A 14,505-nucleotide genomic window follows, 5' to 3' on the forward strand; every position below is an offset into this window, starting at 1 on the left:
GTTTCCCCCTCATCCCCTCGAGATGACGGCGCACACCGCGCCGCCGTCGCGGGTTGTCAAAGTCCCCGCCGCGCGCGACACTGTACGTACGTTTATACAGTTACCATAAGCGGGAGGTCGGGCCGTGCGCGAACCGGTCTACGTGCTGGGCGGGAGCCAGACGGACTTCGCCAGGAACTGGTCCAAGGACAGCGACAACGCGCTCTACGAGATGCTCGAGGAGGCCGTCGCCGGTTGCCTCGACGCCACCGGAGTGGCCCCGGAGAAGGTGGAGACCGCCCACGTGGCGAACTTCGGGGCGGAACTGTTCGCCGCCCAGGCCCACCTCGGCGCCATGGTGCCCATGCTGCAGCCGTCGTGGTCTTCCCTGCCCACCAGCCGGCACGAGGCCGCGTGCGCGTCCGGGAGCACGGCGGTCCTCGCGGCGATGGCCGAGATCGAAGCGGGCCGCTACGACCTGGCGCTGGTCGCCGGGCTCGAACTGATGCGCAACGTGCACAGTGAGCAGGCCGCTCGGCACCTCGGCAGCGCCGCGTGGACCCGGGAGGAGACCGGCGACGACGTCCTTCCCTGGCCCGGCCTGTTCGACCGCATCGCCGGGGAGGTGGAGCGCCGCCACGGGCTCGACCGGGCTTACCTCACCCGCATCGCGGAGATCAACCGCGCCAACGCCCGGCGCAACCCGCTCGCCCAGACCCGGGCCTGGACCAACGACGCGGCGCAGTTCGGCGACGACGAGGTGGTCAATCCCGTGGTGGCGGGCCGTATCCGCAAGAGCGACTGCGGCCGGATCACCGACGGCGCCGCGGTGGTGCTGCTGGCGAGCCGCCGGTTCGCCGAGCAGTGGGCACGGCGCCGGTCCGCCCCGCAGGCCGGGGTCATCCGGGGCTGGGGCCACCGCACCGCACCGCTCCCGCTGGCCGCGAAGCTCGCCCTCAGCGCGGACGGCGGGCACCTGTTTCCCAACGTGCGCCAGGCGATCACCGACGCCTACCGCCGCGCCGGGATCGACGGCCCGCGCGAACTCGACGTGATCGAGACCCACGACTGCTTCACCGTCAACGAGTACGTCGCACTCGAACACTTCGGGCTGACCGAGCCCGGGCGCGCCTGGGAAGCCGTCGAGGACGGGCGGATCGAGTTCGGCGGGAGCCTCCCGGTCAACCCCTCCGGCGGCCTGATCGGGGCGGGCCATCCGGTGGGCGCGACCGGGGTGCGCATGCTGCTCGACGCCCACCGCCAGGTCACCGGCACCGCGGGCGGGTACCAGGTCGACGGGGCGCGCACCGCAGCCACCCTCAACATCGGCGGCAGTTGCAGCACCGCGGTGAGTTTCGTGGTCGGCGCGGCGGACTGAAGCGGGGGTGGCGCACCGCCGCCTCGGCGATATGAACGCTCATAGACCCGCTCGGCTATCGTGGAGGCCGTCACCGACCAGCGCGCGCCACGCGCCATCGACCGCCGACGGGGTGAGAATGCCGGGGAGGACCAGGGCTCGGGCACGAGTGGCATCGGATCGGCATCCCCGTGAACGGCTTCAGGAGGCGGGCACCCGGCTGTTCCACGAGCGGGGTTTCCACGCCACTTCGGTCCGGGACATCACCGAGGCCTGCGGGCTGACCTCCGGCTCGCTGTACAACCACTTCGAGTCGAAAGAGGACGTCCTCTACTCGATCATCATGGAGGCCCACGCCGCGCTCGACCGCAACCTCGACGCGGTGCCCGCCGACGCGCCCCCGGCGCAGCGGCTGCGCGGCCTGGTGGAGGTGTTCGTCCTGCATCACACGAGGCTGAGCCGGGAGGCGACGGTCGGCGACGAGTGGCGCGCGCTGGACGAGGACCACCGCAAGGAGGTCCGGGAGAACCGGCTGCGGGTGCGGGCCCGCTTCGAGGACGTCCTGCGCGCCGGTGTCGCCTCGGGCGAGTTCGTCCTCCCCGCACTGCCGGACGGCGATCCCGCCCGTATCGCCGCGATGGCGTTTCTGGACATGTCCTTCCGGGTCGCGGGCTGGTTCCACGCCGAGGGCCCATTGTCGGACACCGAGTTCTCCCGTTTCTACGCCGAACTGATCGTGCGGTCCGTCCTCGCCCACTGACCGGACTTCAGGCACCTCCTCTCTTGGTCGCCAGCAGTTCGCGGCCCCGTTCGGGGGTGAGGGCAGCGGCCAGGACCGGGTCGGCGAGCAGCGCGACCGGGGCGACGTGGTCGGCCGTGCGGGGCCGCCAACGGGGCATCGCCTCCCGGATCGCCGTCCAGAGCGCGTCGGTGTCGTCCGCGTGCGCGGCACGGGCACGGCGGATCGGTTCGTCGAACTCCGGATTGCCGTAGACGAAGCCCTGCCCGGCCACGCGGAACCGGGGCTCGTGCTCGGAGAACATTGCCGTGATCTCCGGTCGCTCACCGATCATCGCCGCGTCGAGCACGGAGAAGGAAGGGGCCTCGTGGAGGTGCTCGTGGAACAGGTACGGCAGGAACTCCTCGGTGAACAGCGGGTCCGCGAGGAAACCGTCGGGCTGGAACGACGGGTGCAGCAACTGCCCCAGCAGCTGCCGGGCCTCGTCTCCAAGCCCGAGGAACAACAGGATCTGAGCGCGAAGCACGGTGGCCCGCACCCGCCCGAAGTCCTCGGCCCGCTCCAGAACCGCGGCGGCGTCGTCGGTGTTCCCGGCGAGCACGTCCAGCCGCGCCTGCTCGACCCGGGCGTCCCACGAGTCCCGGGTCTCGCCCTCGGGCCGGCGCAACTGGTGGAACTCGGCGTACAGGTCCTCCATCAGCTCGGTGAACGAGGCGAACCGCTCCGGCGGCTCGGCCCGCCACGAGAACAGGCTGTATGCGGCCCACTCCCCGGCCTCGTCGACGTCACCGGGGTCGAGGAACAGGATGCCGGCGTCGGCGTCGGCGGAAAGCAGTAAACCGCGGGTGAAACGGTTGCCGTTGTCCGGATCGGGATTGTCCTCCTCCCACAGGTCCTCCCAGTCCTCCCAGTACGGCTCGTGATCACGCAGCCAGCCGAGGTCGGACGTGTCCCGCATCCGGAACACGAAGCCGCCCGCGTCGCGCCAGCCGTTCGTGGTCAGCAGGAACTCCCGGTACGAGGGGGGCAGGCGCACGCCGAGCCGCGCCTCGGCCGCGGCAACCTCGTCCTCGGTCGCCGGTGCGAACCCGAGCCAGCGGTCACGCAGCACCGCGGAGTCGAGTTCGTCCGGTTCGGCCGCGCTGATCCACTCCTCGCTCCACCGGGTCAGCCATGGTTTCCAGTCCATGAGGCCAAGATGCCGCAAGGGTCCGACAAAACGGTGAGCGGGACGCGATCGCCCTCTCGTGCGCTGGCGTCGCGCCGGACGAGCCAGTAACCTACTCACGTACTGTATGAACGCTCGTACAGATTCGGGGTGGGGACATGGCGGCGGAAGCGGGCCCCCGGCCGGTCATCGACATGGCCGGGATGCTGCTCGACCGGGAGTGCTGGGAGGCCTACCTGCTCGGCTTCGCCGAGACCGCCGAAGACTACTTCCGCGTGTTCGGCCCGCGGCTGTCCCGCATGGCGGGGCTGGACCCCCGCGAATTCGCCGCACTGGCCCGCCGCGATCCCCAGGACGCGGTCACCTGGCTGCTCTCCGGCGGCGCCTTCGATCTCGACCTCGACGCCTACGCCGCCCGGCTGGCCGGTGAGGGCGTGCGCCACCAGGTCCTGCTGAGCAACTACCGTCCGCTGCGCGGCGGCGGCGTGGTCAACGACCGGGTCGCCGAGTTCGTGGCCAAACACCCCACGCTGTTCGAGGGCTGGGGTTGCGTGGATCTGTCCGATCCGGACGGTGCGATCGCGGAGATCCGGCGCTGCGCGGGACAACTGGGTATGCGGGGCGCGGCCGTGTCGCATTTCCTCACCGCCGCCGATCCGCTGTCCGAGGGAGCCCACGCCTTCTACGACGTCCTCGAAGAACTGGGCCTGCCGCTGTGGGTCCACACCGGCCACAACCTGTCCTCCCGGCTGCGGATGGACTGGTGCACCTGGCGGGAACTCGACGCGATCGCCGTCCGCCACCCCGGCCTGGTCCTGGTGGCCGGGCACGGCGGCTGGCCCTGGATCCCCGAGATGATGGCCCTGTGCCAGCGGCACCCCAACGTGTACCTGGAGTTCTCCACCTACCGCCCGCACCAGATGAAGCAGCCGGGATCGGGCTGGGAACCGCTGTTCGCCCACGGCACCTCCACCGTCCGCCACAAGATCCTCTTCGGCGGCCTGGAATGGATCCACGGCCGGACCACCGGGCAACTGGCCGCCGAGGCCGCCGAGTTCGACATCGACGAGCGCTGCCGCGAGGCCTGGCTCTACGGCAACGCGGCGAGACTGCTCGGCTGGGAAGAACCGAGCTGAACGGGGGCACGCCGATGGGATCCTCTTTGGACGGCCGGGTCGCGCTGGTGACCGGCGCCGGACGGGGCATCGGCGCGGCGATCGCCACCCGGCTGGCCGCCGACGGTGCCGCCGTGGCCGTCAACGACCTCGACGCGGCCACCGCACAGGCCACAGTGGACCGAATCCGCGAAGGCGGGGGCGGCGCCGTCGCGGTCCCCGGAGACATCGGCGAACCGTCCCTCGCCGGGCGGATCGTCGAGGGCACCGTCGGCGAACTGGGCGCGCTCGACGTGCTGGTGAACAACGCGGGCATCCTGCACCGCGTTCCCTTTCGCGAGTACACCGCCGGACAGTGGCATCGCATCCTCGCGGTCAACCTCAGCGCGCCGTTCTTCCTCGCGCAGGCCGCGGTGGACCACCTCGCCGCCTCCGGCCACGGCGCGATCGTCAACATCTGCTCGGTGGCGGTGACCGGCTTCTTCCGCCAGATCGGCTACGACGCCTCGAAGGGCGGTCTCCTCACGCTCACCCGGTCGCTGGCGGTCGAGCTGGGGCGCGAAGGCATTCGCGCCAACGCGGTCGCCCCCGGTTTCGTGGACACCGAGATCGCCGAAACCGGAGACCTGGCGAAGGTGCGCAACAAGACGGTGGCCACCCTCCCCCTGCCCCGGGCGGGACAGCCCCACGAGGTGGCGGACGCGGTCGCGTGGCTCGCCTCCGACGAGTCCCGCTACGTCACCGGCCAGCTCGTGCACGTCGACGGCGGCTGGTTCCGGCACTAGTTCCGGCACTGAGAACACCGAACACCGAACACCGAACACCGGCACAGGAAAGGAGAACGACGCGATGAACAGCAGTCCAGCGGCACGCCTGGCGGGCCGGGTCGCGCTGGTCACCGGGGCGGCCTCGGGGATCGGGGCCGCCACCGCACGCCGGCTGAGCGCCGAAGGAGCATCCGTCGTCCTCGCCGACATCGACGCCGACGGCGCGAAGAAGGTGGCCGAGGAGATCACCGCGGCGGGCGGCGAAGCGACCGGGATGGCCTGCGACCAGACCGACCTCGGCCAGGTGGAGGACCTGTTCTCCCCGGCATCACCGCTGCGGGACCGCCTGGACATCTGCGTGGCCAACGCCGGGTGGGGCCGGTTCGGTCCCTTCCTGGAGATCCCGCTGCCGGTGTGGCGGAAGACCTTCGACGTCAACGTGACGGGCACGTTCTCGGTGTGCCAGGCAGCGGCCCGGCACATGGTGTCCCTCGGTCGTGGCGGGTCCATTGTGGTCACCTCCTCGTGCGGGGCGGTGAACCCGGTGGCGCTGTTCGCCGCGTACTGCTCGGCGAAGGCGGCGCTGAGCATGATGGTCACGGTGATGGCCTACGAGCTCGGCCAGTACGACATCCGCGCCAACGCCGTGCTGCCCGGCGTGACCGAAACCGCGATGACCAACGCGATGCTCGCCGACGGCGGGAAGGCCTACACCGAAGCGGAATCACCGCTGGGGCGCAACGGCAGGCCGGAAGACATCGCGGCCGCGGTGGCGTTCCTCGCCGGGGACGACGCGGCGTTCGTCACCGGCGCCAACCTGCTGGTCGACGGCGGGGCGACCGCCTTCTCCCCCGGCTGGTTCGGCACCGACTTCCGACGGCGGCACGAAACGGCCTGGATGCCGCGCCACGCGCAGTGGAGCCCGGGCCCGGCCTGACCCGGTACCGGCGGTCACCATCGGCCCCGCCACTGGGTACCCGCGGGCCGATGGCAGGCCGGGAAGAGCCCCCTACCGTGGGGAAGGGACAACACCTTCACAGGGAAACGGGGCCGTTCCATGACCAAGCCGGTATCCCCCTCGCTGCGGCCGTGCGCGTCGCGGGCCGAAGTGGACGCGCCGCACGACACCGCCGGGGAGTGCCTGCGGGAACTGGTGTCCGGCATCGGGTTCACGCTCGACGCCGGTCGCAACGGTACGAGTGATTCCGCGTTCTGCGCCCTGCAACTGGGAAACGCGCTCTACGGCGCTCCCGCGCCACCCGCCGCACTCGACCGGGCGCGGGTGCGGGAAGTGGCGGACCGCATGGCGGCGCGGGGCGGCGGGCGCATGGTGCTGGTCACCGATTTCACCACCGTGCCCGCCGGCACCGCCGATCCCGGGGACGCCGCCCGGCAGGCGGCGGACCTGCACTGGTGGCGGCAGTGGGCCGCCAGGGCCGCCCGGCACGGCGTGCGGATGAACGTGATCAAGCTGGGCTACTCGCCGTTCCTGGGCCACGCGCTGCCCGAACAGGCCCGATCCGACCTGTTCGCCCACCAGATCGTGCGGCGCCCCGTGGTGGCGGCCGACCTTCGCAACGCGCTCACGCTGCTGCTCAGCGCGGGTCTGGACACCATGGTCGGCGAGGTCCTGCCGCTCGACGGCGGGCTGGAGACGACGCTCGTGTCCGCCGCGCCCGCGGGTTCGGTCCGCGCGGACGACTCCACGATCCCGCCCGAGGAGCCCTGGTCGCTGGCCGGGCGCACGGTGCTCGTCGCGGGCGCCAGCAGCGGGATCGGGGCCGCCACCGCCGTCGAACTCGCGCGCCGCGGCGCCGATCTCGTGCTGGCCGCCCGCCGCGAAGCCGAACTGGAGGCGACGGCCGAACAGGCGCGGGCCGTCTCCGGAAGTCGCGTGTGGACGGTCCGGGCCGACCTCGGGGTGCCGGGAGCTGCGGGCGAGCTCGCCGACATCGCGGTCCGCGCGGCGGGCGCGGTGCACGATCTCGTCTACACGGCGGGAGTCCTCGTCCGCGACGATCCGCGCACGGACCTGCCCGGGCCGCGGGAGCGGGCCTTCCGGGTCAACGCACTGTCCTATGCGGACCTCGCGGAAGCGCTGGCTTCGCAATGGGCGCGCAACGCGCACCGCGGATCCATCGTGGGCGTCTCGTCGTCGAGCGCCACCATCGCGCTGGTGCCCGGGCTGTACAGCTACAGTTCGAGCAAGGCGGCGATGGAGCAGCTCAGCCTGCATCTGGCGGCGACCTTCGCCCGCTACCGTATCCGGGTCAACGCGGTGATCCCCGGGTTCGTCGACACGCCGATGGCGGCGACCGCGGACCCGGCCTTCGTGCGCACCTCGATGAGCCGCGTGCCGGTGGGCCGGTCGTCGGCCCCCGAAGACCTCGCCGCCGCCATCGCGTACCTGGTGAGCCCCGGGTCGAGCCTGCTCAGCGGCGCCAGGATCCGGGTGTGCGGCGGGATCGCCACGCTCGGCCCGCTGCCGGACCGGCAGCCCCAGCACCCACCCGCCGAGCCCGCCGCGGCTCACTCCGGCCGGTAGGCAGCGAGCCGTGAAGGGTCCCTTCACAGCCATATCGGCTGTGAAGGGACCCTTCACGCGAACCCGCAGCCCCAGGAACGTGGGACACGCCGGTCAGGCGCTGCCGCCGTCGACGGAGAACGCCTCGCCGGTGATGGCGCGGGCGCCGTCACTGAGCAGGAAGGCGGTCAGGTCGGCCACCTCGTCCGGTTCCACGAGCCGCCGCAGGTTCGTGTTGCGCACAGCGCTGCGCCAGTAACGCTCCCAGGTGAGCTCCGGTGTCCCGCCGAACCTGCGCATACTGGCCACGAAACTGCCGCCCAGTTGCCGTTCGTCGCGCAGCATGCCGGTGTCGGTCAGGCCGGGACACACCGCGTTGACCCGCACCTGGTACGGCCCGGTCTCCATGGCGAGGCACCGGACGAGCCCGTTGACCCCCCATTTCGACGCCGAGTACGCCGAGGTCGCGGGGGACCCCCGCTTGCCGGCGGAGCTGGAGACGAGCACGATCGCCCCCGACCGGCGCCGCATCATGCCGGGCACCACCACCCGGCAGAACCGGAAGGCTCCGTTGAGGTTGGTGTCGACGGTGGCCATCCACGACCGTTCGGTCTGCTCGCACAGGAAGGTCTGGCCGGTCGCGGTCGCCGCGCTGTTCACCGCGAGCGCGACCGGGCCGAAGCGGTCCTCGATGCCGTCGACCGCGGTGGACAGGCGGTCCAGGTCCCGTACGTCGGCGCTGAAGTAGCAGGCCCGCCCGCCCGCCGCGTCGATCTCCTTCGCCACGGTGCGCAGCCGTTCGAGGTTGCGCCCGATCAGCCCGACGGGGACGCCCGCACCGGCCAGCCGCAGCGCGATGCTGCGCCCGATGCCGCTGCCCGCCCCCGTGACCACGGCCGCCCCGTCGGGGAACCGGCCGGAGAGCCACCTTCTAGTCGATTCGTCCGGGAAATCCGCCACCGTGCACCTCCAGCACCGTTCCGGTCAGGTATTCGTTGTCGATCGCGTGCACGATCGCGGCCGCGACCTCGTGCTCGGCCGCGAACCGGCCCAGCGGGACATGCCGGCGCAGCCGTTCCAGGTAGGCGGCGTGCCGGGGCCGGCTCGCGCACTTGGCGCGCAGGGCCTCCCCGTCCACCACCCCGGGCGCGACGCACACCACGCGGATGCCGTACTCGCCGAGTTCCAGCGCCCAGCTGCGGGTGAGGGAGACGACCCCCGCCTTCGCCGCCGAGTAGGCGGACTGCCCCCACGAGCCGGGCCAGGTGGAGCTGGCGACGGTGACCAGCACTCCCCCGGTTCCCTGCCGCGCGAACGCCTTCGCGGCGGCGCGCCCGACGAGGAACGTGCCGGTCAGGCACAGGTCGACGATGTCACGCCACTCCTGTTCGGGATGGGTCCGCCAGTCCTGTCCGTCCTCTTCGGGCGGTACCAGGAGCCGGCGTGACAGGTTGCGCCCCGCGGTGTGGACGCAGGCCGTGAGCGGGGTGCCGTCCAGCCGGGCGAACAGTTCCGCGACGCTGCTCGCCGAGGTGACGTCGACCGGCAGGGTCCGCAGTGGACACCCCTCCCGTTGCGCCGACCGGGCCAGTTCGTCCAGCCGCCGCGACGGCCGGGCGGCGGCCACCACCGGCCTCCCCGCCCCGGCCAGCTCCCGGGCCGTGGCCAGGCCGATCCCGCCGCTGCCGCCCACGACGAGCGTGACACCGTCTCCGGAGGACACGGCTCACCCGACCCGGTAGAGCATGGCGCCGTAGTACCACCCGGCCCCGATGGCCGGGCTGAGCACCAGGTCACCGGGCCGGAACCGGCCCGCACCCCGTTCCTCGGCCAGCACGATCGGGATCGAGGCGCTGGAGGTGTTGCCGCGCTCCTGGAAGTTCACCACGAACTTCCCCGCGGGCACGCCGAGCGCCTCCCGGACCCGGTTGTGCACCACGTCCGTGCCGGGATGCGGCACCACCCAGTCCACTGTGTCCATGTCGAGACCGTTGCGCCGCAACAGTTCGCCGCTGACCTCGACGATGCTCGACACGGCGTGCTCCGGCAGGTCCTTCTGGCTGCGCACCCATCCGTGCGGCGCCGGGGCGGACACCACCTTCGCTCGTTCCCCGTCACTGCGCAGCACCAGGTCGATCAGGCCGGGATTCTCCGGACGCTTCGACAGCACCACGGCACCGGCCGCGTCCCCGCAGACCAGTTCCCCCTTGCTGCCGGGACGCGCTCGGCGGCTGAACTGCTCGGAGCAGACGACGAGCGCGTGCCGGGTGTGCGGCAGCGTGTTCAGGTGCGCCGCGGCGATGCCCGTGGCGTGGATGAATCCCGTGCAGGCGCCCGAAACGTCGAACGCCAGCGTGCGCGGGCAGCCGAGCAGCGCCGCCGTCTCCGGCGCGTGCTCGGGGACGAACGGCGGCACCGTCCAGCTGGCCAGCACCACCAGGTCGAGTTCCGCCGGGGCGAGCCCGGCGTCGGCGACCGCGAGCCTGCCCGCTTCGGCGCCCATGTACGGGATGGTTTCGTTCTCGCTGCTGCGATGCCGGGCGCGCACCGAGACGGTGCCCAGTACGGAGGCGTCGATCGGGTTGTCGCCGCCGCGGGAGAAGTCCTCGTTGACGATCCGGTCCCGGGGGTAGTAGAGCCCGAACCCGGTCAGCGCCACCCCGGTGGCGGCCCACGGACTACGCTGGTTCAGCATGCGCGGATGTCCCTTTCCGCCCGCTCGCCGGGCAGTCCGTAGTGGAAGATCATCGCGCCCCAGCTGAACCCCCGGCCGACGCTCATCGCCAGAATCCGGTCGCCCCGGCGGACCCGTCCGTTGTGGACGTTCTCGGACAGGCACCCCGGCACGCTGACGCTGGAGGTGTTGCCCCGGCGGTCGATGTTGACCAGCACCCGTTCCCGCGGCGGATCGAGCAGCCCGACCACCTCGTTGATCATGTTGATGTTGCCCTGGTGCGGGATGACCCAGTCCAGTTCGTCCCAGCCGCGGCCCGCGCGGCGCAGTGCCTCCCAGCTCGCTTCGGCGAGGAAACCGGCGCCGATCGCCCCGACCACCTTCCCCTTCATCATCATCTTGTCCTCGTCGTCGATGTCGAAGGCGTCGAAGTGCTCGGCGTCCGACCGCAGGACCACGGCGTCCAGACCGGACGGTCCGTCTTGCCGCCGCCACACCGCGGCGGCGGCCCCGCCGCCGAACAGCGCCGCGTTGCGGTAACGGAAGTTCAGGATGGGCAACGGGTTTTCCGCGCAGACCACGAGCACGGTGCCGACGTCGAGGCTGCTGAGCAGCCCCTGCGCCACGGTGCTGGCATGCAGGAAACCCACGCAGGCCACCCCGGTCACGTCGAAACCGAAGGCGCGGTCCGCGCCGAGCCGTTTCTGCAGGGGCAGCGCGAGGTCGGAGTAGCGGTTGCCCGCCGTGGTCGGGTTGACCCGCGGACGGGCGGTCGCCGTGGTGGCCACGATGACGTCGATGTCGTCCGCGGTCACGTGTGCGTCCTTCATCGCCAGTGTGGCGGCCCGCTCCGCCATGTCCACGTGGTGCCTGCCCGGTGGCGGCCAGTGCCGCGCCCCCACCCCGGTGTGGCGGCGGATCCAGGCATCGTCGATCCCGAGCGCGGGGTGCTCGGTCTCGAAGTAGCGGTTGGTCACCGGGTCGCCGGGGAAGTCGTGGCCGACTCCGGCGAGCACGACCGGCGCCGGTCGGGCCGCGGCGGTGGGGATCATCGATAGACTCCTTCCGGATCGAACTCGCGCAGCGTGCCGATCTCCTTGTCGCTGAAGGGTTTTTCCGGTTCCACCGGGGTGTCGAGCACGGGCCAGCGGGTCCGCTCGCGCAGCGTGGTGATCGGGTCGGCCGCCGGATCCCCGGCCGGCGGGAGCCAGCTCCTCAGGACGAATGGTTCGTCCGCTCCCCCGCGCGCCAGCCGCCCGTACTGGGTCGCCACCGTGTGCACGTTGTGCCCGGGGCAGGTGGCGAAGGCCACGCGCGGCACGAACCGCCGCGGTGACGCCGCCGCGACCACCAGCGTGTCCAGGTGGCTGGCGAAGTCGTTGGCCCCGCCCGAACCCACCAGGAAGGCACCGTCGGCGGTCCGGCTGCTGTTGATCCGCCCGCCCGCGTCGATCTCGCCCGCGGACAGCACGGCCAGTGCCCGGCCGCGGCCGCCGGAAGCCAGCGCGCCCAGTACCTCCAGCGTCCCGGCGTGGTCCCGGCAGCGCGCCGCATGCCGTTGGGAGAACAGGAAAACGTCACCGGGCGCGGCCTGCAGGTCGACCAGGCCGAGTTCGGCGTGCAGCTGCACGGGGCAGCCCCGCTCCCGCAGTTGCGCCGCGGCCAGCCACGCGGCGAGGTGCGAGGTGCCGATCCCGGCCAGGATCGCGCGGTACCCGCGTTCGAGCACACGGTCCACAATGGCCCGTGCGGCCAGCAGCACGTGCCGCTCCCGCCACGTCGGTTCCCCGCCCGCCGGATGGCTGGCGGGGAACCGGCCGTCGCGCAGCCGCGCCAGCCGGTCCCCGCCGAGGCGGCGCATCATCGCGTCCTGGCCCGGCACCTCGGTGACCCAGCGGCGGTACCAGTCCTCGCGCCCCTCCGGCGTGGCACACGCCCGCGCCAGGTCCACCAGGAAGTCGTAGTCGTCGAGGTAGCCCTCGAACCGGCCTTCCGGCCAGGGCGGCAGGCCCTGGGGATGCGCCCCGTACGGGCAGGGGGCGAGCGCGAGCACCCGGTCCGCCGGGATCGACACCCCGCCGCGCGGCGGGGTGTCCACGACCATTTCGACCGTGGCGACCACGCCCACCCGCGCGGCCATCGCCCCCCACCAGCCCTCGCCTACCGGGCCGTTGAGGTAGAGATTGCCCTGCCGGTCGGCGAAAGTGGCGTGCAGCAGCGTGACGTCCGGGCACAGCGCCGGGATCACCACCGCACCCCGCCCCGCCCCGGTGAGCCGACGGCTGCGCCCGTGCTTTTCGTGCAGGGCCTCGAGATCCGTCCCCACCAGCGACGTGGTCACCGCGACCGGGTTCCCGCCCGCCCCCGCGATCAGCCGCTGCAGCAGGGTCAGCAGGCTCCACTCCTCGACGGTGAACGGATCTCCCTGCGGCAGGCGGGAATAGAGCGGGTTGGGACGCGACGACGGATAGGTGTCCCCGGCGAACCCCGTGATCGCGTGCCGCACCAGCCCCGCCATCGTCCAGGCGTGCAGGTTGGCGTGGAAGGCGTTGCTGCTCACCGTGAACGAGGCCCGCCCCGCCAGCGTCCGCGCGGCGACGCGGAGCAGCGCGTTGGGCCGCGACATCGTCGACGCCACGTGCACCGTCATCCCGTCCCGCAGGTGGTCCCGGCACATCCTTGACAAGTGCTGATAGAAGCGCGGCCGGTCGGCTCGCCTGACCGGGGCTCCGCCAGTGTCGATCACGCCGCCTCCAGTGCCTTGCGGGACACCCGCACCCGGTCGGCCAGCGTGACCGGGGGCTCCGCCAGTGTCGATCACGCCGCCTCCAGTGCCTTGCGGGACACCCGCACCCGGTCGGCCAGCGTGACCGGGGGCTCCGCCAGTGTCGATCACGCCGCCTCCAGGGTCATCGCCGAGCTCTGGCTACCGATGGCGAACGACAGCGACATCGCGTGCCGCAGTCCGGTGGGCCGCGCCCCCTCCTGCACGTGGTCGTGATCGCACTCGGGGTCGACCTCGACGCAGTTCGCGGTGGGGGCGAGGCACTGGTGGTGCAGCATCAGCGCGGTCGCGGCGCAGTTGAGCACGCCCGACCCGCCCAGCAGATGCCCGAAGATCGGTTTGATCGAACCCAGCGGCGGCCAGGCGGACACCCGGTCGCCGAACACCTGCGGCATGGCCCGGCTTTCCGCCAGGTCGTTGTACCGCGTCGCGGTGCCGTGCCCGCACAGGTAGCCGAGCGCTTCGGGTCTCAGGCCCGACGCGGCCAGCGTCCGCGCGATCATGGCGGCCGTGGTGCGGCCGGACAGGTCCATCCGCGTGGCGTGCCCGGCCTCGCTCAGGCTCGTCACCGCCCCCACCCGCGCGTACGGGTCGCGTCCGCGGCGGCGCGCGTGCCCGGCCGTCTCCAGCACCAGCGCGACCGCCCCTTCGCCGAAGGCGAACCCGTCACGGCGACGGTCGTACGGCTTGATCGTGGTACGCGGATCGCCTTCGGCCCGCGACAGCACCCGCGAGGTCGGCGACGAGTAGAGCCGCAGCATCTCGGGCACGAACGGCGCCTCGTACCCGACCGCGACCACCACATCGCCGCTGCCGGCGCGAAGCAGTTCCGCCCCCAGCCCGATCGCCTGGTGCCCGCCCACGCACGCGTTGCTCAGCGTCGTCACCATGCCACGGGCCCCCAGCCGGATCGCGCTCAGCGCGGCCGGGGTTCCCGGCAGGGAAGCGAAAATCGCCTCCTCCACGTCGATCGGCGGATACCGCGGGTCCGGCACGCGGCCGGCACAGGTCTGCGACCACCATTCGATGGGCCCCCGTGAGCAGGAGCCGATCACCGCGAGCCGGTCCGGATCGACGTCGCCGGGCCGCACCCCGGCGTCGGCGCACGCCTGCTCGACCGCGGCGAGCACCATCAGGATGTCCCGGCTGTACCGCTTGGCGTGGTTGTCGGGCAGATCGGGCAGGTGCCGCCGGTGGTCGAAGCCGGTCACCCGCGCCCCCGCCCGGCAGCGGCCCGCCGCTCCCGGGCCACCGCGGAGTTCGTCGGGCAGCGTCCGCACCTGCGAATCCCCCGCCGCCAGCACCCGCCAGGCCTCGTCCTTGCCGGTGGCCCCGGGCAGGAGGAAGCCCAGCCCGCTGATGACCACGTCCGTCGAAGCACCGTTTCCGTGCATGCT

General features: G+C 72.4%; 13 protein-coding genes. 6 read left to right on the top strand and 7 right to left on the bottom strand.

The window, feature by feature from the left end; genetic code table 11:
• The first annotated feature begins 124 nt into the window (after window positions 1-124).
• Window positions 125-1,357: an acetyl-CoA acetyltransferase gene (locus ORV05_RS21315; RefSeq protein ID WP_268753784.1), complete on the top strand. Its 1,233-nt coding sequence runs from the start codon at window positions 125-127 to the stop codon at window positions 1,355-1,357.
• A gap of 148 nt (window positions 1,358-1,505) precedes the next feature.
• A complete protein-coding gene (locus tag ORV05_RS21320) occupies window positions 1,506-2,096 on the top strand; it encodes a TetR/AcrR family transcriptional regulator (RefSeq protein ID WP_268753785.1) in 591 nt (196 codons plus the stop codon).
• A 7-nt stretch (window positions 2,097-2,103) separates the two neighbouring features.
• On the opposite strand, the gene ORV05_RS21325 is transcribed toward ORV05_RS21320, so the two are convergent.
• Entirely contained in the window at window positions 2,104-3,264 is a 1,161-nt protein-coding gene (locus tag ORV05_RS21325) for an SMI1/KNR4 family protein (RefSeq protein ID WP_268753786.1), read from the bottom strand.
• Window positions 3,265-3,401: 137 nt separating this feature from the next.
• Between ORV05_RS21325 and ORV05_RS21330 the strand changes: the two genes are divergently transcribed.
• The 4 genes from ORV05_RS21330 to ORV05_RS21345 all read left to right on the top strand — a co-directional run bounded on the left by ORV05_RS21330 (window position 3,402) and on the right by ORV05_RS21345 (window position 7,670).
• Window positions 3,402-4,379: an amidohydrolase family protein gene (locus tag ORV05_RS21330; RefSeq protein ID WP_268753787.1), complete on the top strand. Its 978-nt coding sequence runs from the start codon at window positions 3,402-3,404 to the stop codon at window positions 4,377-4,379.
• A gap of 14 nt (window positions 4,380-4,393) precedes the next feature.
• Window positions 4,394-5,143, top strand: a complete 750-nt coding sequence (locus tag ORV05_RS21335) for an SDR family NAD(P)-dependent oxidoreductase (protein WP_268753788.1) — start codon at window positions 4,394-4,396, stop codon at window positions 5,141-5,143.
• 64 nt (window positions 5,144-5,207) lie between these two features.
• Window positions 5,208-6,062: an SDR family NAD(P)-dependent oxidoreductase gene (locus ORV05_RS21340; RefSeq protein ID WP_268753789.1), complete on the top strand. Its 855-nt coding sequence runs from the start codon at window positions 5,208-5,210 to the stop codon at window positions 6,060-6,062.
• 120 nt (window positions 6,063-6,182) lie between these two features.
• Entirely contained in the window at window positions 6,183-7,670 is a 1,488-nt protein-coding gene (locus tag ORV05_RS21345) for an SDR family NAD(P)-dependent oxidoreductase (RefSeq protein ID WP_268753790.1), read from the top strand.
• A gap of 93 nt (window positions 7,671-7,763) precedes the next feature.
• On the opposite strand, the gene ORV05_RS21350 is transcribed toward ORV05_RS21345, so the two are convergent.
• The 6 genes from ORV05_RS21350 to ORV05_RS21375 form a co-directional block, all read right to left on the bottom strand.
• A complete protein-coding gene (locus ORV05_RS21350) occupies window positions 7,764-8,609 on the bottom strand; it encodes an SDR family NAD(P)-dependent oxidoreductase (protein ID WP_268753791.1) in 846 nt (281 codons plus the stop codon).
• On the bottom strand, window positions 8,581-9,372 hold the full coding sequence (locus tag ORV05_RS21355) for an SDR family NAD(P)-dependent oxidoreductase (protein WP_268753792.1): 792 nt from the start codon (window positions 9,370-9,372) through the stop codon (window positions 8,581-8,583). Before ORV05_RS21355 ends, ORV05_RS21350 begins: the two co-directional genes overlap by 29 nt.
• A 3-nt stretch (window positions 9,373-9,375) precedes the next feature.
• Entirely contained in the window at window positions 9,376-10,344 is a 969-nt protein-coding gene (locus ORV05_RS21360) for a ketoacyl-ACP synthase III (protein WP_268753793.1), read from the bottom strand.
• The gene (locus ORV05_RS21365) at window positions 10,338-11,375 is read right to left on the bottom strand and encodes a ketoacyl-ACP synthase III (RefSeq protein WP_268753794.1); all 1,038 of its coding nucleotides are present in this window, start codon (window positions 11,373-11,375) and stop codon (window positions 10,338-10,340) included. Before ORV05_RS21365 ends, ORV05_RS21360 begins: the two co-directional genes overlap by 7 nt.
• The gene (locus tag ORV05_RS21370; RefSeq protein ID WP_268759846.1) at window positions 11,372-13,000 is read right to left on the bottom strand and encodes a CoA-transferase; all 1,629 of its coding nucleotides are present in this window, start codon (window positions 12,998-13,000) and stop codon (window positions 11,372-11,374) included. Before ORV05_RS21370 ends, ORV05_RS21365 begins: the two co-directional genes overlap by 4 nt.
• Window positions 13,001-13,215: 215 nt before the next feature.
• Window positions 13,216-14,502 carry a beta-ketoacyl-[acyl-carrier-protein] synthase family protein gene (locus ORV05_RS21375; protein ID WP_268753795.1) on the bottom strand — a complete coding sequence of 429 codons (1,287 nt, stop codon included), beginning with the start codon at window positions 14,500-14,502 and terminating at the stop codon, window positions 13,216-13,218.
• Window positions 14,503-14,505: the final 3 nt, after the last annotated feature.

It is taken from the genome of Amycolatopsis cynarae (assembly GCF_026802195.1).
Classification (GTDB): Bacteria; Actinomycetota; Actinomycetes; order Mycobacteriales; family Pseudonocardiaceae; genus Amycolatopsis_E; species Amycolatopsis_E rhizosphaerae.

Excerpts from the sequence above, each read along its gene's own strand:
- ORV05_RS21325 (WP_268753786.1), bottom strand. The coding sequence starts at position 3,264 with ATGGACTGGAAACCATGGCTGACCCGGTGGAGCGAGGAGTGGATCAGC.
- ORV05_RS21330 (WP_268753787.1), top strand. The coding sequence starts at position 3,402 with ATGGCGGCGGAAGCGGGCCCCCGGCCGGTCATCGACATGGCCGGGATG.
- ORV05_RS21335 (WP_268753788.1), top strand. The coding sequence starts at position 4,394 with ATGGGATCCTCTTTGGACGGCCGGGTCGCGCTGGTGACCGGCGCCGGA.
- ORV05_RS21340 (WP_268753789.1), top strand. The coding sequence starts at position 5,208 with ATGAACAGCAGTCCAGCGGCACGCCTGGCGGGCCGGGTCGCGCTGGTC.
- ORV05_RS21345 (WP_268753790.1), top strand. The coding sequence starts at position 6,183 with ATGACCAAGCCGGTATCCCCCTCGCTGCGGCCGTGCGCGTCGCGGGCC.
- ORV05_RS21360 (WP_268753793.1), bottom strand. The coding sequence starts at position 10,344 with ATGCTGAACCAGCGTAGTCCGTGGGCCGCCACCGGGGTGGCGCTGACC.
- ORV05_RS21365 (WP_268753794.1), bottom strand. The coding sequence starts at position 11,375 with ATGATCCCCACCGCCGCGGCCCGACCGGCGCCGGTCGTGCTCGCCGGA.
- ORV05_RS21370 (WP_268759846.1), bottom strand. The coding sequence starts at position 13,000 with ATGTGCCGGGACCACCTGCGGGACGGGATGACGGTGCACGTGGCGTCG.
- ORV05_RS21375 (WP_268753795.1), bottom strand. The coding sequence starts at position 14,502 with ATGCACGGAAACGGTGCTTCGACGGACGTGGTCATCAGCGGGCTGGGC.